The sequence below is a fragment of the Rhizobium sp. BK529 genome, from assembly GCF_014194105.1.
In the GTDB taxonomy this organism is placed as follows: domain Bacteria; phylum Pseudomonadota; class Alphaproteobacteria; order Rhizobiales; family Rhizobiaceae; genus Rhizobium.
Genome location: NZ_JACIAU010000001.1, coordinates 814,245 through 830,834, shown reverse-complemented (window position 1 = coordinate 830,834; position 16,590 = coordinate 814,245). Strand labels below are relative to the sequence as shown.

Below are 16,590 nucleotides of genomic sequence, written 5' to 3'. Positions count from 1 at the left end.
CGAATAGGTAGACTCTTCCTGATAACCGCGCCAGACGCAACAGAATCAACTGACTATTGCGCGTAACGCCACACATGATACAAGAAAGTCATGTCCGATCTCGATCTCAACCTTCTGGTGGCGCTGGATGCGCTGCTGCGCGAGAGAAGCGTATCTGGCGCCGCGCGCCGTCTTGGCCTTAGCACCTCCGCCATGAGCCGGACGCTGTCGCGCTTGAGGATCGCACTCGGCGATCCCATCCTTGTGCCGGCCGGGCGCGGCATGGTCGCCACTCCGCACGCCCTAGCGATTGCCCAGGAAGTGCATTCGTTGAACGAGGCTGTGAAGGCGGTGCTCAGTCCGCCGTCATCAGTAGAAATCGGCCAGGTCCAGCGTGATTTCACGATCCGTGCCAATGAGGCATTCGTACTTATCTTTGCCGCGCGCCTGAGCGCCGCCGTCGCGAACGCGGCGCCAGGGATAAGGCTTCGGTTCGCGCCGAGATCCGACAAGGATGTTCAATCCTTGAGAGACGCGGCCGTGGATCTGGATATCGGCGTCCTGCCGACGAACAGCGGGGAACTGCGTTGCCAGACCCTTTTTGAAGATCGATATGTCGGTCTCGCGAGGGTGGGACATCCGATTTTCGACGCCGATCAGATCACGGTCGAAAACTATGCCGCATGGGGCCATGTCCTCTTCTCACCGCAAGCGGATTTCGCCGGTCCGGTTGATAGGGCGCTCGCCGAACTCGGCGTTTACCGCGATGTCAGATTGATCGTGCCAAGCTTTCCAGCTGTCATCGCGGTTGCGGCGGCTTCCGATTTGATCGGCGCGATTCCGAATTCCTATCGCAAATCCGTCGAGACAAACCAGATCGAGACATTTGACCTGCCGGTCGCCGTGCCTGGTTTCAACGTCGTACAGGCGTGGCATCCTCGAATGGACGCAGATCCTGTTCATCGCTGGCTGAGAGCGCTGATTTTTGAAACGTTCAAGACAATGAACTGAATGCACGTTCTGATCGAAGAATGGCCGCTCTGGCGTATCGCGGCCAGATCGCGTTACCGGAGCGCAGGGAGATCTCCAAAATTTCTAATTGAGATTGCAGCCGGAAGGTGATTCCATGCAGTCCGCGTAGCCGAGTCCTCCACCTTCCCGATTTCCGATCCGAGAGGCTCAAGTCGATCATGTCGATTTCAGATGCGATCTACCGTCCCTTCGAAACGCTGATCCGGCCGCTCGATATTCCCTACCGGCCGCTGCCGTCGAAGGGGCCTTTGACGGTGCTCCTGCACTTCATCTCGATGTTCCGTGGCGTGCTGATTGCGCTCGCGCTTTCAACTATGGCGATCGAGGCCATGAATCTGACAATCGTCTGGGGGCTGACGGTCATCGTTGATGGCGTAACGCAGCAGGGCGCACCTGCTTTCCTGCACAACGAATGGCCGCTGCTGACTTTTCTCGGCCTGCTGCTCTTTCCCGGCATTCCAATAACCTCCTTCCTGGTCAACACGCTGACTTCGCACACGCTCGGCATCGGCATGCCCGCAGCCATTCAGTGGCAGGGCCACAGGGCCGTAGAGCGCCAGGATCTCGCCTTCTTCCACGATCTCTATGCCGGACAGGTTGCCTCGCGCCTGCAGCAGGTGGCTACAGCCGTCCAGCAGCAGGTCATTTCAGCGTTCCAGTCCATTCCGCGCTTCGTGATGCAGATGGTCGGCTCCGTCATCCTTCTGAGCGCGCTATCTTGGCCGCTGGCCCTGCCGTCCATCGTTTGGATCACGCTCAATATCCTGCTTGCCGTCAGGCTGGCTCCGGTCTTCACCGAGCGCTCGCGCCGCTCCGCCAAACGACGCAGCCTGATTTCCGGCGCGATCACCGATCTCTACGCCAATATGCAGATGGTGAAGCAATTTGCCGCCGAAGACAGCGAAGCCGGCGCCATCCGCGGCATCATCGGCAAAGCGATCAAGGCACAGCAAAGCGAACAGCGCATCTATCGCACGGCGGAACTGACCGTTGTCGTCCTCAATATGATGCACTGGCTGGCAATCCTGTCGATCGGCTTTACGGGGCTTGTCGACGGGTTCGTCACGATCGGCGAGTTCACCGGTGCGGTCTACGTTCTGAACCGCTTGTCCGGCCACACCTTCACTTTCCTGCAGATGGGCCAGCAAATCTTCCAGGCGATCGGCACCATCAAGGACGCCATGCCGGTCATGACGACGCCGCCGACCATTATCGACCGGCCGGATGCGAGAGAGCTTGCCGTGCCATCGGGGGAAATCTGCTTCGAGCACGTCAGCTTCGCCTACAAGTCCGGCAAGTCCGTCATCGACAATCTGTCGCTGACGATCCGGCCCGGCGAAAAAGTTGGGCTCGTCGGCCTCTCCGGTGCGGGCAAGACGACACTCGCCAATCTGCTTCTGCGCTTCTACGACATCAAGGACGGTGCCATCCTCATCGACGGCCAGGATATCCGCACTGTGACCCAGTCGAGCCTGCGCCGCGCCATCGGCGTCATCGCCCAGGATGTGGCGCTCCTGCACCGCTCGGTCGGCGACAACATCCGCTACGGCCGGCCGGAGGCGACACAGGAGGAGATTGAGAGCGTGGCGAAGATGGCGAGCGCCGATCTCTTCATCGCCGATCTCGCCGATAGCGAAGGCCGCAAGGGCTACGAGGCCTATGTCGGCGACCGCGGCATCAAGCTGTCGGGCGGCCAGCGCCAGCGCGTGGCGATCGCCCGCGTACTCCTCAAGAACGCGCCGATCCTCGTGCTCGACGAGGCTACATCGGCGCTCGACAGCGAATCCGAAGCCGCCATCCAGGAACGGCTGAACCTGGTGATGGAAGGAAAAACCGTCATCGCCATCGCCCACCGGCTCTCCACAATTTCCAGCATGGACCGCATCGTCGTGCTCGACCACGGCCGCATCATCGAGGAAGGCCGGCCGGAAGACCTGATCGAAGGCGACGGCCTGTTCGCGCGCCTGTGGCGGCGGCAGACGGGTGGGTTTATCCCGGAGGAGATTGAAGAGGATCCGCCGGGTTAGCACATGGCAGCGGACGCCGGGGGATCAAGCCTCTCGTTGCCGACCGGCCGGCTCGGATACTTGACGACAGGCCCATTCGAACGCTTCGTCGATGGCGGCAAACTTGACCGCCTGCCAATGTCGATAGTCACGGATCAGCCCTGCCCCAATCCAGAAACCACTGCGCTCACCGGCGAGGTCCCATCCACAAGCCTCAAGCAGCTGAGCGCGATCGAAAAGGCGCCGCGCGTGGGTTCGGGAGATGGCGTATCGCTTGAAGAATTCTCCGATGCGCAAAGGGCCAACAGACATGCGCGTTTCCAGCTCTTGCTCCGGCGAAACTCGAGACATCAGATCGTGCAGGATGTTGCTGCCGGAAGCAGTTCGAACGAAAGCATCCACCGTTTGCGGCGGGCTGGCCCAGTCTGGATCGTGAAAGAGGCTCTCCGACATTCTTGGCTGCGCATACCAGAGCAGGCGCCGATCGGCCGATGATCGTGAGAATCGCGTGCCCCGATCGAGCATGTCGAGTGATTTCAGATGTTCGTCGAACCATTCGCGGATCAAGGCTTCGGCGGTGTCGGAAATTCTGAGCTGGCGAACGCGCCTGTCTCCGCTTTCATGAGTATCAACCAGGAGACCGTAATTGCGCATCTCTGCGAGATGCGCGAACGCCGTGTTCTTTGAGGCAACTTCGCTCTCGGCGATGAGGGCGTTCAGCTTGGCGGCCGTAAGGCCCGGATGAGACGGCGATGTAACGCGCTGAAAATGAAAAGCCACAATCGACTGCGTCAGCAGCCATCGTTTCATATCTGCGGTATAGCGGACGATACGAGGCGCGGCGTCGTGCATGGCAATGAGCTTCAGCGCGGCATCCCTTAAGGCGAACGCATAAAGGCGATTTTCCACAATGGCTTCGACGGTCAAAACCTTCGCTGCATCCGGGGCGAAACGCATTGCGGTTGATATGGAGGTCACGGATCTCTCCAGGCAAGGTTGAATTAAGCAAGCTACGGCCTGAGCGATCTGCACTATGTCTCTTAAAATAGAATTGCAACGGGGCGAAAGCCTCCGCAAAACCCTAAGCCGGAGGCTCTGTCGCGCAGATCGCGAAGCGGTCCTGCATCATGCCGCGGCAATTCGGCGATCACGCATCCGATGCCGGCGGGCCGAAAAGGCCCTGAGCGATATTCTCCAGCTCGATCGGTTTTTCGCAGAGAATATAGCCGCCGAACCGCCCCGGGATGACGGAGGGATCGTAAGCGGTGGCGAACACGAAGGGTATGTCGAGCTCTTGGAGGCGCTCTGCCACGGGAAATACCAGCGTGTCTGACAAGAAAACATCGAGGATGGCAGCGTCGATCTGCTCATCTTCGATCAGGGAGAGCGCATGGTCGACGCGTGGTGTCGGACCGATCACGATCGCGCCGAGCTTCGTAAGCTCCGCGCGGGCTTCCTCTGCGAGCAGAAACTCATCCTCGACGACGAGCACGCGCTTTCCGGCAAAGAGGGAACTGTGGGGAAAGCTGGATTTCAACGGCTCATTCCACCTAGTTGCTAGTTGACCGGGAAAGAGAGATTGACGGTCAAACCGGCGGTAGCGAAATTAGTTTCAACCTGTTCACCGAGCCGAACCAATTTCCCCGGGCATCAAGGACATTCCATCCGCCTGCGGTTTCTTGACAGTCGGACTGCTATCGGTTGCAAATATCTTTACTCTCGGTAGCCGTGACAGTCTCTCCATGTGCTCGCCCATGAAAATGGCGATCGAGTAGACTTCCTCGCCCGTTGCGCAGCCCCAAGACGCGCTGCGTGTCGGTCGCGTCTCTCAAAGGTGCCGCTGGCATCAAAGCCTGCCGATTCCCGCGAAATAGCCGGATTGCTCGCAAGCCTCAAGGGGCATCAGGCACTTCGATGACCGCGGGCGCGGGTAACGCAGTTCCGCGCCTTCAGCGGAAAACCTAAGCCAGAGGCTTCGTCGCACAGATCGCAAAACGATCCTGCACCATCCGCTCCAGTCCGCGCAGGAAAGGCATCTTGCGCGCCTGCGCCCAATGGATATCCGAGAGCTTGCGGTCGACGACGATATTGTCGAAGCCGGCCTGCCGCAGCAGCTCGACGATCGCTTCGGCCGGCATCTGGTCGGAGAAATAGACGCGCGAGCGAATGGCCTGATGGCGGGCCATCATCTCCGGCTTCATGTGGCTCGCTGGCGCCTTGCCCGTCAGCTTCGTCCAGAGCTTCTGCAATCCCTTCACCCAGGTCTCCTTGCCCATGTTGCCGTCGACGATCAGCACCTTGCCGCCGGGCTTCAGCACGGAAAACCATTCGCGGAAGGCCGAGGGCGGATCGACCAGCGTCCAGACGAGGTGCCGGTTGGTGATCACGTCGTAGCTTTCTTTCGGCTCCATGGTGTTTTCCGCATCGCCTGAGACGAAGCGGATATCGGTGCCGCGCTTCTTCGCCTTGGCGCGCGCCTGCGCCAGCATCGCATCCGACCAGTCGAGCCCCGTCACCTTGAAGCCTGCTCCATTCATGAGATGGGAAATGACCGCCGTGCCACAAGCAAGATCGAGCGCCGCACGCCCCTGTCCCTCGCCGAGATGCTTGCGGATCAGGCGCTGCCAGCCTTTTCGTTCCGCTTCGGAAAATATTTCGTGGCCGACACTCTCGTCGAACGTCGCCGCCCTTTCCGACCAGAAATCCCGGATTTCATCGCGAATGGAGTAATTCGTGTTCATCGTATTCATCATCTTCACCCCGGCACCAGACTTACTTTGGAAAAGCTCTAAAACATAAAACTTGATTCCAAAACTCAGTTTTTCTATGCCTCGGGAAATAACCGAGGACGGGGAGAGTTTCCAGATGAATTTTATGAAATTGCTTGCGCTAATCGCCGCCGCAGTTGCGGTACTGTTGCCGTTCTCGGTCTCTGCCGATCCCTTCACCATCAAGGATGTCGCCGGCCGCGAAGTGACTTTCGAGAAGCCGGTCGAGCGCGTGATTCTCGGCGAAGGCCGCATGCTCTATGCCGTCGCCCCGATCGAGAAGGATGATCCCTTCGCCAAGATCGTCGGTTGGCGCAACGACCTCTGGACGACCGACAAGGACGGTTTCAACGCCTATGTCGAAAAGTTTCCCAAGGCCAAGGACCTACCCTTCCTCGGCAACCTGACCGATGGCACGCTGCAGACCGAAACGGTCGTAGCACTCCACCCCGACCTCATGCTGCTGCCGATCGGCAACAAACAGGCCGCCGACGAGGTGAAGCTCGAGGACATGCTGAACAAGATCGACGTGAAGATCGTCTATATCGATTTCCGCGAGCACATTCTCGCCAATACCGAGCCGAGCCTGAAAATCCTCGGCAAGCTCTTCGGCCACGAAGACCGCGCCGAAGCCGTCGCCGCCTATTGGAAAGAGCAGATGGCGCGCGTTACCGACAAGCTGAAGGAAGCCAACCCCAGGAAACCAAACGTCTTCATGTATCGCGCCGCCGGCCTCGTCGAATGCTGCGGTACCTTCGGCCCTGATAATTTCGGCCTGATGGTGGATTGGGCCGGCGGCCACAATCTCGGCTCCGATTTCCTGCCGGGCTATACCGGCTCGATCAATGCCGAACAGGTCGTCGCCTCCAATCCCGATGTCGTCGTCGTGACAGGCTCGAACTGGAGCCAGACCAAGGACGCCAAGGACTATGTCAATGTCGGCCCCGCTGCCGCTGGCACGATCGACGACAGCCGCAAGGCGCTCGATGCGCTGATGCAGAACCCGGCCTTCACCGGCTCCGAGGCCGTTGCCGATGGCAATGTGCATGCGATCTGGCACCAGTTCTACACAAGCCCCTACCAGTTCGTCGCCGTCCAGCAACTGGCCAAGTGGTTCCACCCGGATCTCTTTGCCGACCTCGACCCGGATGCCACCTTCAAGGAATTCCACGAAAAATTCCTGCCCGTCGCCTATCAGCCGGGTTACTGGGTCGACGCCAAGGCTGGAAAGTAAGATCAATGGCAGAGATCGCCGCCATGCCGATCGAAGCCGAGGAAGGCAGGGCGCGCTATCGCGCCCTCGCCCGCCGCAAGCTTGTGATTCTCTTTGCCATGACGGCAGCGCTCTGCCTGTCCTTCGCCGTCGATCTCGCCTGGGGGCCGGCCCGCTACGGCCTCGACGAGGTCGTCACGGCCCTCTTCGATCCCGACTCCGTCTCGGCGCAGATCCGCGCCGTCGTCTGGGATATTCGCATGCCGGTCGCCGTCATGGCGATCGTCGTCGGCGCCTCGCTCTCCGTTGCCGGCGCGCAGATGCAGACGATCCTTGCCAATCCGCTGGCAAGCCCCTTCACCTTAGGCATTTCCGCCGCCGCAAGCTTCGGCGCGGCCCTTGCGATCGTCACCAGCGTGCCGATCCTGCCCGTCGCCGCCGGCCTGCTGGTACCGGTCAACGCCTTCGTCATGGCGCTGATCGCCACCCTCTTCATCCATTTCATCTCGCAGGCGCGCGGCGTTTCGGTGCAGACGGTCGTGCTGCTCGGCATCGCGCTGGTCTTCACCTTCAATGCGGCTCTCGCCTTCCTGCAATATCTCGCCTCCGAACAGGCACTTTCGGCCGTCGTCTTCTGGACCATGGGCAGCCTGACCAAGGCCACCTGGCCGAAGATCTGGATCACGCTTACCGTGCTCCTGATTTCCCTGCCGCTGTTTGCCCGCCACGCCTGGGCGCTGACGGCAATCCGCCTCGGCGAGGACAAGGCGGCAAGCTTCGGCGTCAACGTGCGCCGCATCCGGCTGGAGACCATGCTGATCATCTCGCTGCTGGCAGCCGTTCCCGTCAGTTTCGTTGGCACGATTGGCTTCGTCGGCCTCGTCGGCCCCCATATCGCCCGAATGATCCTCGGCGAAGACCAGCGCTTCTTCCTGCCCGGCTCGATCCTTTCGGGCGCGCTGCTGCTCTCGCTGACCTCGGTCGTCTCGAAGTCGATCATTCCGGGCGTCGTTTTCCCGATCGGCATCATCACCGCGCTCGTCGGCGTGCCCTTCTTCTTCTCGCTCATCCTCTCGAACAGGAGCCGCTCATGGTAGCGCTTCAGCTGCAATCGGTCGGTGCCTATCACGGCCGCAAGCTCTTCGTCGAAGGCGTATCGACCCCGAAACTGAGTGCCGGCGAGCTCGTCGCCGTCATTGGCCCCAACGCCGCCGGCAAGTCCACCCTCTTCAAGCGCATTACCGGCCTCCTGAAAGGCCCGGGAAACGTGCTGGTCGAGGGCGCGAAGACCAGAAACGCCATCAGCTACATGCCGCAGGATACTTCGGCCAACGCCGTGCTGACGGTCTATGAATCGATCCTGCTTGCCCGCAAGCAGGGCCAGTCCTGGGGCGTCGGCGATCAGGATCTCAGGCTGATCGACGATATCATGAAGGCGCTGAACATCGAGGCGATCGCCTTCCGCGATCTCGGCGCGCTCTCGGGCGGCCAGCGCCAGCTCGTCTCCATCGCCCAGGCGCTGGTGCGCGAGCCCGAGATCATGCTGATGGACGAGCCGACCAGCGCGCTCGATCTTCACCGCCAGGTGGAGGTTTTGGATTTCATGCAGCGCCAAGCCCGCAAGCGCGGCATGATCGTGCTGATTGCCATCCACGACCTGAACCAGGCGCTGCGTTTCGCAGACAAGGTGCTGGTGATCCAGAACGGCCGCATGCGCGCCTGCGGCAAGCCGCGCGATGTCGTCACCGTCGACATGCTGCGCGAGGTCTACAGAATCCACGCTCGTATCGAGAAATGCTCTATGGATTATGACCACGTCATCGTCGACAGCACGGCGCATTAAAGCATGTCGCGCAAAAATGTGCCGCGGTTTGGCGGAGCATCCGATGCTCGATAAAAACCTGAAGCGCCGGAGGCCCCGACGCCTCTGTTTCATACCGTTGCTGATTTCAGCCCGTTATCGGCCACGCGGTATAGTCTGGTCCTGCTTCATCGCGTCGACATCTTGTGCCCGACGGAGCTCCCGCTCGGCATCTTCGTTGGCTTCGTCCACCGTGCGGTGGTGGCCGGTCGGCAGGATATCGTCACGCAGTTCCGGATCGAGCAGCGGCTCCTCATCGAGATCGTAGCCACGAGTTCTATATCGCGATGCTGCGAGAGCTTCGTTCGACTTCCGGGCATCCCAGCCCTCCGCCCGCCAGAGGTCTGCACGCTCGTCCATGTCGATCGAGCCTTCGTCGTCGAGAATGTCATGGGCGATGCCGTAGGTCGCGTCGTCGACCTCGACGGAGATCAGAAAGCCGCCACGGCGCAGGCCTTCGGCATATACAGAGCGGTCCTCATCCGGAAAAAGCCAATCCTCCAGCTTCGCCCAGAAACCGCCACGGTCGTCGCCGGCAACACCGGCCTTGTCGCTATCCGCCTCATATCCCGGCATCATTCTGACGCTGGTGATGCCCAAATTCCTCAGCCGGTCGATAGCATTCTCCGCATCATCACGGCTGTCGAAGAAAGCAGTCAGCGTGCTGCGGCCCTCGCCGCCTGAAAATTCGGGGGCGCTGTCGTTATGGAGATTGCTCATGGGACTCCTCCTCGATGTCATCCTCTCCGCAAACGGACGAAGAAGCCCGAGGTTCCCGATGATACCCGCAGCCGTCAAAATGCTGCTCAGACGAGCAGTTCCACTCGATCCCCCGGAAAGCGGGTGACAAGAAACTGGATCGGCCCTCCGCATCGATATCGATGCCCTCGGCCCTCAAGAGCGCCGCCGCGCCTGGCGATATCAGCAGCTGGACAATCTCACCGGCCTCCGCATGCTGGGAGGTGATCCGAGTCGAATGACGGTGTAAATCTCCACACCGAAGGCCTGCAGAGCCGTCGTGATCGGGAGCGGGGTTTATCTCGATGAGGTGGTCATCGATGATACGGCCGACGGATATTGCCTTTTGGACACGGACAATAGCGACAATAACCGGAACCCTGAATGAAAACCGTCCGCATCGCCGCCGCCCAGACCTTGGAATATCGCGAAAATGTCGAGGCCGCCCTGACATACGCGCTCGATGTGATCCGTCACGCCGAAGCTGAAGGCGCCCGCCTCCTCATCTTTCCCGAAGGTTTTCTGCAGGGTTATCTGACGGAGGCCGGAGCGGCACGAAGAGCCGCCATGGATCTCGGATCCCTGGCATTCGCCGCCGTCAAAAGCCGGCTCGCCGATGCCGCCCCCATGATCGTCATGGGCATGATCGAGGCTGAAGGCGAAGCACTGTTCAACACCGCCGTCGTCATCGAAAAAGGCAAGCTGATCGGCCGATATCGCAAGGCGCATCTGCTCAAGGGAGAAAGTTTCTTCCAGCCGGGAACCGAGACGCCAGTCTTCACGGTCGATGGCCTGCGCTTCGGCATCAACATCTGCTACGACACCGGCTTCCCCGAGGCCGCCCGCAAGGTCGCACTCACAGGCGCATCCCTGCTCGTCTGCTGCGCCAACAACATGATGCCGCGCGCCAATGCCGAGGAATTCAGGGACATACACAATGCTGCGAGAGGCGAACGCTGCCGGGAGACGGTCTGTGGCTGATATCGGCCGATGTGACGGGAGAACGCGAGGGCCGCATTTCCTGGGGGCCGACGGCGGTGTTGAACCCGGCGGGAGAAGTGGTGGCGCAGTTGCCGTTGGAAGTGCCGGGGTTGCTGGTGTTTGATATGGCGATTGAACGGTAAATCGCAGTGGCTGAGGGCAATAAACCCCTCTCCAAAGAGGGAGGGCCTAAGCTGGAGCACCACCTCGCTCCTTTTGAAACATCGAAGATCTGGAAAGCCAGGCGCGGCAGGTTAAGCCCCTCCCCTTGTGGGGAGGGGTTGGGGTGGGGTCTTCTGTCTCCAATCTCCATCACGCCTTCGTTACCACCACGTCTGTAACAACCCGCTTTCCCGTTGCGAATACCCGACGTGCCCCGCTGAAACAGGGGCGTTTCAAGCAACGGAGACTACCAATGTTGAAGACTTCCATCAGCACCGCCCTTCTTGCCGGCGCAATCACATCCGCTCTTGCCACGATGGCAAGTGCCGCCCCGCTGACCAAGGCCGAGGCCAATGCTGCCATCGCCGCCCACAAGGAAAAGTGCTTCGGCGTCGCACTGAAGGGCCAGAACGATTGCGCCGCCGGCCCGGGCACGACCTGCCAGGGAACCTCCGTGAAGGACTTCCAGGGCAATTCCTGGAAATTCGTCCAGGGCGGCACCTGCGCCTCGCTTGAGCTGCCGGGCGGCCGTCACGGCTCGCTGAAGCCGCTGACGCGCGACATCTAAGCCGAAAATCGGGCTGATATCAGGAAAGCGGAGGCGCCTATGGCAAACGTCACCTTGACGACCAACCTTCTGATGGAGACGGAAAGCACCCTCCGCTTCCCGACATATTCACTCGCCGGCCAGGCCGGCACCAGCTTCAAGCCGGAGCATCTGGCGGCCATTGCTGCGCAGACCGGGCCCCAAGCATTGGGTCCCCGGAATTTCTTCGAAATCCACGCCGAAAATTATATGGGCGCCGGCGGCCCGCCGCATCGCGCGCTGGAACGCGTGCGCCGCGACCACCCGATTTCTCTGCATGGCGTGTGCATGTCGCTCGGCGGCCCGCAGCCGCTCGACCGCGAGCATCTCGGGCGTTTCAAAAGCCTCGTCGACCGCTATGAGCCGGCGCTGGTCTCCGAACATCTCGCCTGGTCGACCCATGTCGATACCTATCTGAACGACCTGCTGCCATTGCCCTATACGGCGGCGACACTGGCCCATGTCTGCGATCACATCGACGAGATGCAGAATGCCATCGGCCGGCCGATCCTGCTCGAAAATCCCTCCACCTATGTGCTCTTTGCGGAATCCTCCATCAGTGAGACGGATTTCATCCGCGAGATATCGAGACGTACGGGCTGCGGTTTGCTGCTCGACATCAACAATGTCTTTGTTTCCGCCACCAATCACGGCTTCTCGGCGCTGGAATATCTGCGCGATTTTCCCCTGGCGAAAGTCGGCGAGATCCATCTCGCCGGCCATGCCGAACAGGAGGATGACGAAGGCGAGCTGCTGTTGATCGACAGCCATGACGGCCCGGTCGCCGATGCCGTCTGGCAGCTCTATAAGATCGTGATCGCCCGCTGTGGCCCGATCCCGACGCTGATCGAATGGGACAGCAAGATTCCCGACTGGCCGGTGCTGCGCGCCGAAGCGCTGGCGGCGCAAGCCATTCTCGATCGCCATGCGAGCGACAGGAAGACATCCCATGCACTCGGCTGACATCCTGCCGATCCGGCCAATGGCATCAAATTTCGCCGGGCAATTTTCCGCAGCCCTGCTTTCCCCCGATGCCCCCGCCCCTGATCTGGTAACCGGCCCGCGCGGCAAGCGGGCCGAGAAGCGCTACAATGTCTACCGCAATAATGTCACCGTCAGCCTGATTGCGGCGCTTTCTTCGATCTTCCCGGCAGTCGAGCGCATTACGGGCACGGATTTCTTTCGCGCCATGGCCCGTTTCCACGTGCGCGAGACGCCGCCTGCCTCGCCGCTCCTCTTCGAATACGGACGCGACTTCGCCGATTTCATCGACCGTTACGAATATGCCGCCGATATGCCCTGGCTTTCGGATGTGGCGAGGATCGAGCGTGCCTGGCTGGACGCCTATCACGCGGCCGATGCACCGGCCTTCCGCGCCGAAGCGCTCGCCGCCGTGCCGCAGGAAGATCTCGGTGCGGTGATCTTCCGCCCGCACCCGGCGACGCGGGTGATTTCATCTGACCATCCCGCCGTCACTATCTTCGCCATGAATCGCGGCCCAGGCCCAATCGGTCGCGTCGAGGATCGCCCTGAAGACGGACTGATCACTCGCGCCGACGACGAGGTCACGGTGCGCCTCCTGCCGCCTGGCGGAGCCGCTTTCTTCAACGCGCTTCTGTCAGGCGAATGCCTTGCCGCCGCCGTCGCAGCCGGGCTCGACACCTGCCCCGCATTCGATCTCTCAGCCGCCATCGGCGAGATGATCGCATCGGGCGCCTGTTCCGCTATCGAACCGGAGATTTCCAATGTCTGATATGCTCGACTCCGTACCTCGCAATGGGCCTCGCAACGGCGCTCTCTCCCCGCTCGCGAGGCTTGTGGCGGCGGCTGACGGACTTGTCCGCGCCGTCGCCCAACCCGATTTCGTCCAGGCCGTCATCCGCGTGGCGCTCGCCGTTCCCTTCTGGCGCTCAGGCATCCTGAAATGGGATGGCTTCCTGCAGCTCAATGATACGGCGATCGATCTCTTCACGCAGGAATTCATGCTGCATCTGCCGGGCGGCCCCTATCCCTTCCCCATGCCGGCGGTGATGGCCTTCCTCTCCGGCTGCGGCGAGATCACCTTTCCGATCCTTCTTGTGCTCGGTCTCGCCACCCGTTTTGCCGGTCTCGGCCTGCTCTTCATGACGCTCATCGTGGAACTCACCGTGCCCGATGGCTGGCCCATCCACATCACCTGGGCGGCGATGGCACTTGCCATCATGCGCTATGGGCCGGGCCGCCTATCGCTCGACCATCTGATTGCGCGGATGTCAGGCGCTGCCAACCGCTAGAACACATAGCAGCAGTCATCGACACGAACGCCCGCCCGGCTCCGCATCGAGCCGGGCGGCTTTTGCGCTTTGTTGCCGCACTACTCTTGCCGTTTGCCCGCCGATGCGCTCAATAGGCGCCGACGCCGGCCTTGCCTCACGTGCCGCGTCATCAAAATTCTCAGGATGACGGTAATAAACACGTGGGTCCGTGCGTAGAGGATAGTGGCGGATGAAATATTCGGCCCGCGAAGAGGAATGGGCGGCCTGGATGCGCGCGGCAATCGCCGGCGACGCGCTGGCCTATGACCGTTTCCTGAAGGCCGTGACACCCTATCTGCGGTCGATCGCGCGCCGGCGCTGCGACCAGTTCGGTGCCCCGCCGAGCGAGGTGGAAGACGTGGTGCAGGAAGTTCTGCTGGCTGTGCACCTGAAGCGCGGCACCTGGGATATGTCCCGGCCGATCGGCCCGTGGCTTTCGACCATCGTGCGCAACAAGCTGATCGACAGCCTGCGCCGGCGCGGCCGTCATGTCAGCGTGCCGATCGAGGACGTGATGGAAACGCTGGAAGCCGACCGCCAGGAAGACGGCGCCGATCGGATCGATGTCGACCGCATGCTGGAAGGCCTGCGCGATCCGCAGCGCGAAATCGTCCGCTCGATCTCGCTCGGCGGCGCCGGTATCCGCGAAACCGCCGAGAAGTTACATATGACGGAAGGCGCCGTGCGAGTGGCGCTGCACAGGGCACTCAAAGGATTGGCGGCCCTCTATCGGAGCAATACGCGTGAAAACGGATGACCTGATCAACCTGCTGACAAAAGATGCGCGCGTGCGCGTCCGCTTCGGTCGCGTCTTTCTGATCGCGCTTGCCATCGGCGTGGTGTTCTCCGCCGGCCTGCTGCTCTCCACCATCGGCATTCGCAGAAATATGGCCGAAATGATCGAGACGCCGCGCGTCCTCTTCAAGCTCGGCATCACCCTGTTGCTCGCCATATCAGCCACCCGCCTCGCCTTCCTGATCGGCAAGCCCGGCGTGTCGCTGCGCTCGGCGGCCATGACGCTCGCCCTGCCGCTGGCGATTCTGGTCATCGGCATCGCCACCGAACTGCTCGTCGTGCCCCAGGCAGCCTGGGCAAGCAGCATGGAGGGCCATTTCTCCGCCTTCTGCCTGTTCTTCGTCCCCACGCTGTCGATTGCCCCGCTTGCGGCGATCCTCTATTCCGTCCGCCAGGGCGCCCCGGAAAATCCGGGCACGGCAGGTGCTGTCGCGGGCCTTGCCGCCGGTGGTATTGCAGCCGCCATCTACGCCTGGCACTGCCCGGACGACAGCCCGTTGTTTCTGGCGACATGGTATTCGATCGGCATATTGGTCGCGACCGCGGCGGGATTTCTCCTTGGCCGAAAAATCCTTCGCTGGTAGCGCCGGTTATCGCCGATATCGATATTCCCCGCCCAGGAGGAAGCCGGCGGAACAAGAGCAGAATATTCATCAGGCTGCGGGAACTTTTGATCTCGATTTCAGTCTGGCATGCGGACCGTACGGCGCACTTCCTTTGACGGAACCATGCACCTCACGGCGCGTCATGCGGTCCAGCCTGTATTACCCAAAAAACAGCAATTTGGCCCGCTTCGGCGGGCCTTTTTGCCTCTGTGACCGGAGCCCATGCGCAATCATGTCGACACAAAGACCTGGCGATCGCGACACGCTTTAGCGCGTCCGCTTTCCCGTCAGCGCCTGCCAGGCAAACCGCAGCGTATCGAGGCGGGAGCGAATGCGCTCCTGTTGCGGGATGGCGAGCCGGTTGCGGAAATCGGCAAGTGCCTGGGCTTCGAGCCTGCTTCCGAGTTTTTCCGGCAGATGCGGCACGGGCGCGCCGGTCTGGCGGTCGATCACAATCCAGTCGTCTTCGTTCCGGCGCTCGATGTCGTAACGGTTCATGGCGGTCAGGATCTCTAAATTAGGGATATGGACGACAAAAGAGCGGCTTTCTCATTCACATGCAATCGGCAAAATGTGAGCAAACGTCAGAAAATGCAGTCATGGTCAAAATAGCGTTGCCAAGCCTGATATTACACATCCGGTTTCGTCGCTCTCGTCTTGCCGAAATGCTTGCGGATCTTGCCCGGCCTGGCCTTCAGTTCTGCCTGCGCATATTTCAGGTCCATGAGAGGCAGCGGCCGGGCGTTGATCGCGGCAATCTCGGCTTTGAGCGCGGCCGGCTCCACCGTGATCTCGTCGAACATTCTGGCTTCCATCTGCCCGTCCTCCGCTGTGGTTCTCCCGGCTGTCAGGCTAGCATCCGATAAATTGGCAGGCCAATGCCACATTGGAGCTAGCCCGAATGAACCTCGTTTGCCGTCTTTTCGCCATCGCCGCGACATGCATTCATAGCATTACAGATGTAAAGTACCGCAAGCGTCGGAAACCAGTCACCGGAGGACAACCATGCACGAGATGACCCCATCGGAAATGCTGAGAGATCCGTTGATCCGCCAGATGCTTCATGCCGACAAGGTCAGCCTGGCCTCATTTGCGAACCTGCTCGACACGGCGGTCCGTCAGAACGCCCGTCCAGCAAGCGACAGGAGCTTTGCGCTCCCGAAGAGGCCGGACAGCTGGAACCTTGATGCGGCGGCCCATATCTAAGCGTTTTTCCTATGCCCGTCCGACTCCGGGCACCCCTGAGGCCCGCTCCCTGGTGAGCGGGTCCTTTTTGTTGGAGAGAACGCCAGCTGCCGATTTGCCTTTCATTCCGGGCGATGAAGGCGGCAGGCCCTCATGAATGCCTGCCGCCTCCCACCTCCGAGCGTCCGCCGCCCAGCGCTCAAGGAGGGAGGGACAAGATAGCCGGGCATTGTGGCCGTTAGGTCAGTTTCCCGGAAGATATCCCTGGTGTCATCGGGCGGTCACATCACCCATCTGGGGCAGACCGACCACTTAGAAGCATATGTCGTTGAAAGCGTTGGGGGAGAATTCAGCAATACCTGTGGATAACCTGTGGAAATAGTGT

At 61.0% G+C, this 16,590-nt stretch carries 19 protein-coding genes and 1 pseudogene; 13 read left to right on the top strand and 7 right to left on the bottom strand.

Annotation, left to right across the window (positions count from 1 at the left end; translation table 11 throughout):
- Positions 1-90 precede the first annotated feature (90 nt).
- Both FHX08_RS04070 and FHX08_RS04065 read left to right on the top strand, forming a co-directional pair.
- A complete protein-coding gene (locus tag FHX08_RS04070) occupies positions 91-990 on the top strand; it encodes a LysR family transcriptional regulator (protein ID WP_132654005.1) in 900 nt (299 codons plus the stop codon).
- A 179-nt stretch (positions 991-1,169) separates the two neighbouring features.
- Positions 1,170-3,038: an ABC transporter ATP-binding protein gene (locus tag FHX08_RS04065; protein ID WP_132654004.1), complete on the top strand. Its 1,869-nt coding sequence runs from the start codon at positions 1,170-1,172 to the stop codon at positions 3,036-3,038.
- Positions 3,039-3,062: 24 nt separating this feature from the next.
- Here the strand turns inward: FHX08_RS04065 and FHX08_RS04060 are convergent, their stop codons facing one another.
- The 4 genes from FHX08_RS04060 to FHX08_RS04045 form a co-directional block, all read right to left on the bottom strand.
- Positions 3,063-3,944 (bottom strand): hypothetical protein, encoded by an 882-nt coding sequence (locus FHX08_RS04060; protein ID WP_245508271.1) that lies wholly within the window; start codon positions 3,942-3,944, stop codon positions 3,063-3,065.
- A gap of 220 nt (positions 3,945-4,164) precedes the next feature.
- Positions 4,165-4,554 (bottom strand): response regulator, encoded by a 390-nt coding sequence (locus tag FHX08_RS04055; RefSeq protein ID WP_165911896.1) that lies wholly within the window; start codon positions 4,552-4,554, stop codon positions 4,165-4,167.
- A gap of 84 nt (positions 4,555-4,638) precedes the next feature.
- On the bottom strand, positions 4,639-4,773 hold the full coding sequence (locus FHX08_RS31330) for a hypothetical protein (protein WP_245508270.1): 135 nt from the start codon (positions 4,771-4,773) through the stop codon (positions 4,639-4,641).
- A 205-nt stretch (positions 4,774-4,978) separates the two neighbouring features.
- A complete protein-coding gene (locus tag FHX08_RS04045; protein ID WP_132654338.1) occupies positions 4,979-5,767 on the bottom strand; it encodes a methyltransferase domain-containing protein in 789 nt (262 codons plus the stop codon).
- 115 nt (positions 5,768-5,882) lie between these two features.
- Here FHX08_RS04045 and FHX08_RS04040 point away from each other — a divergent pair, with 115 nt between their 5' ends.
- The 3 genes from FHX08_RS04040 to FHX08_RS04030 are packed head-to-tail and all read left to right on the top strand — an operon-like array spanning position 5,883 to position 8,841.
- On the top strand, positions 5,883-7,019 hold the full coding sequence (locus FHX08_RS04040) for an ABC transporter substrate-binding protein (protein ID WP_132654003.1): 1,137 nt from the start codon (positions 5,883-5,885) through the stop codon (positions 7,017-7,019).
- A gap of 5 nt (positions 7,020-7,024) precedes the next feature.
- Positions 7,025-8,095: a FecCD family ABC transporter permease gene (locus FHX08_RS04035; RefSeq protein WP_132654002.1), complete on the top strand. Its 1,071-nt coding sequence runs from the start codon at positions 7,025-7,027 to the stop codon at positions 8,093-8,095.
- Positions 8,089-8,841, top strand: coding sequence for an ABC transporter ATP-binding protein (locus FHX08_RS04030; RefSeq protein WP_132654001.1), 753 nt, complete (start codon positions 8,089-8,091; stop codon positions 8,839-8,841). The genes FHX08_RS04035 and FHX08_RS04030 overlap by 7 nt, the downstream gene beginning before the upstream one ends.
- Positions 8,842-8,955: 114 nt before the next feature.
- Here the strand turns inward: FHX08_RS04030 and FHX08_RS04025 are convergent, their stop codons facing one another.
- Entirely contained in the window at positions 8,956-9,579 is a 624-nt protein-coding gene (locus FHX08_RS04025; protein WP_132654000.1) for a hypothetical protein, read from the bottom strand.
- Between the two features lie 402 nt (positions 9,580-9,981).
- Between FHX08_RS04025 and FHX08_RS04020 the strand changes: the two are divergent.
- From FHX08_RS04020 to FHX08_RS03990, 7 genes and pseudogenes are all read left to right on the top strand, one after another.
- Positions 9,982-10,721: pseudogene (locus tag FHX08_RS04020) on the top strand (carbon-nitrogen hydrolase family protein).
- Positions 10,722-10,993: 272 nt separating this feature from the next.
- Positions 10,994-11,308, top strand: a complete 315-nt coding sequence (locus FHX08_RS04015) for a DUF2282 domain-containing protein (protein WP_132653999.1) — start codon at positions 10,994-10,996, stop codon at positions 11,306-11,308.
- 39 nt (positions 11,309-11,347) lie between these two features.
- Positions 11,348-12,289, top strand: a complete 942-nt coding sequence (locus tag FHX08_RS04010) for a DUF692 domain-containing protein (protein WP_132653998.1) — start codon at positions 11,348-11,350, stop codon at positions 12,287-12,289.
- Positions 12,276-13,079 (top strand): DNA-binding domain-containing protein, encoded by an 804-nt coding sequence (locus FHX08_RS04005; protein WP_132653997.1) that lies wholly within the window; start codon positions 12,276-12,278, stop codon positions 13,077-13,079. Before FHX08_RS04010 ends, FHX08_RS04005 begins: the two co-directional genes overlap by 14 nt.
- On the top strand, positions 13,072-13,599 hold the full coding sequence (locus FHX08_RS04000) for a DoxX family protein (RefSeq protein ID WP_132653996.1): 528 nt from the start codon (positions 13,072-13,074) through the stop codon (positions 13,597-13,599). The genes FHX08_RS04005 and FHX08_RS04000 overlap by 8 nt, the downstream gene beginning before the upstream one ends.
- A gap of 211 nt (positions 13,600-13,810) precedes the next feature.
- Entirely contained in the window at positions 13,811-14,377 is a 567-nt protein-coding gene (locus tag FHX08_RS03995; protein WP_132653995.1) for a sigma-70 family RNA polymerase sigma factor, read from the top strand.
- Entirely contained in the window at positions 14,364-14,999 is a 636-nt protein-coding gene (locus tag FHX08_RS03990) for an NrsF family protein (RefSeq protein WP_184326875.1), read from the top strand. The genes FHX08_RS03995 and FHX08_RS03990 overlap by 14 nt, the downstream gene beginning before the upstream one ends.
- 288 nt (positions 15,000-15,287) lie before the next feature.
- On the opposite strand, the gene FHX08_RS03985 is transcribed toward FHX08_RS03990, so the two are convergent.
- A complete protein-coding gene (locus FHX08_RS03985; RefSeq protein WP_132653993.1) occupies positions 15,288-15,518 on the bottom strand; it encodes a hypothetical protein in 231 nt (76 codons plus the stop codon).
- Between the two features lie 131 nt (positions 15,519-15,649).
- Positions 15,650-15,835 carry a hypothetical protein gene (locus tag FHX08_RS03980; protein WP_132653992.1) on the bottom strand — a complete coding sequence of 62 codons (186 nt, stop codon included), beginning with the start codon at positions 15,833-15,835 and terminating at the stop codon, positions 15,650-15,652.
- 190 nt (positions 15,836-16,025) lie between these two features.
- Between FHX08_RS03980 and FHX08_RS03975 the strand changes: the two genes are divergently transcribed.
- Positions 16,026-16,226: a hypothetical protein gene (locus tag FHX08_RS03975; protein WP_132653991.1), complete on the top strand. Its 201-nt coding sequence runs from the start codon at positions 16,026-16,028 to the stop codon at positions 16,224-16,226.
- Positions 16,227-16,590: the final 364 nt, after the last annotated feature.

What these genes read in the sequence shown, in the direction of transcription:
- FHX08_RS03980 (WP_132653992.1), bottom strand. Translation starts at nt 15,835, where the DNA reads ATGGAAGCCAGAATGTTCGACGAGATCACGGTGGAGCCGGCCGCGCTC.
- FHX08_RS04065 (WP_132654004.1), top strand. Translation starts at nt 1,170, where the DNA reads ATGTCGATTTCAGATGCGATCTACCGTCCCTTCGAAACGCTGATCCGG.
- FHX08_RS04045 (WP_132654338.1), bottom strand. Translation starts at nt 5,767, where the DNA reads ATGAATACGATGAACACGAATTACTCCATTCGCGATGAAATCCGGGAT.
- FHX08_RS03985 (WP_132653993.1), bottom strand. Translation starts at nt 15,518, where the DNA reads ATGAACCGTTACGACATCGAGCGCCGGAACGAAGACGACTGGATTGTG.
- FHX08_RS04025 (WP_132654000.1), bottom strand. Translation starts at nt 9,579, where the DNA reads ATGAGCAATCTCCATAACGACAGCGCCCCCGAATTTTCAGGCGGCGAG.
- FHX08_RS03975 (WP_132653991.1), top strand. Translation starts at nt 16,026, where the DNA reads ATGCACGAGATGACCCCATCGGAAATGCTGAGAGATCCGTTGATCCGC.
- FHX08_RS04000 (WP_132653996.1), top strand. Translation starts at nt 13,072, where the DNA reads ATGTCTGATATGCTCGACTCCGTACCTCGCAATGGGCCTCGCAACGGC.
- FHX08_RS04035 (WP_132654002.1), top strand. Translation starts at nt 7,025, where the DNA reads ATGGCAGAGATCGCCGCCATGCCGATCGAAGCCGAGGAAGGCAGGGCG.
- FHX08_RS04015 (WP_132653999.1), top strand. Translation starts at nt 10,994, where the DNA reads ATGTTGAAGACTTCCATCAGCACCGCCCTTCTTGCCGGCGCAATCACA.
- FHX08_RS03995 (WP_132653995.1), top strand. Translation starts at nt 13,811, where the DNA reads ATGAAATATTCGGCCCGCGAAGAGGAATGGGCGGCCTGGATGCGCGCG.
- FHX08_RS31330 (WP_245508270.1), bottom strand. Translation starts at nt 4,773, where the DNA reads ATGGGCGAGCACATGGAGAGACTGTCACGGCTACCGAGAGTAAAGATA.
- FHX08_RS04040 (WP_132654003.1), top strand. Translation starts at nt 5,883, where the DNA reads ATGAATTTTATGAAATTGCTTGCGCTAATCGCCGCCGCAGTTGCGGTA.
- FHX08_RS04030 (WP_132654001.1), top strand. Translation starts at nt 8,089, where the DNA reads ATGGTAGCGCTTCAGCTGCAATCGGTCGGTGCCTATCACGGCCGCAAG.
- FHX08_RS04010 (WP_132653998.1), top strand. Translation starts at nt 11,348, where the DNA reads ATGGCAAACGTCACCTTGACGACCAACCTTCTGATGGAGACGGAAAGC.
- FHX08_RS04005 (WP_132653997.1), top strand. Translation starts at nt 12,276, where the DNA reads ATGCACTCGGCTGACATCCTGCCGATCCGGCCAATGGCATCAAATTTC.
- FHX08_RS04070 (WP_132654005.1), top strand. Translation starts at nt 91, where the DNA reads ATGTCCGATCTCGATCTCAACCTTCTGGTGGCGCTGGATGCGCTGCTG.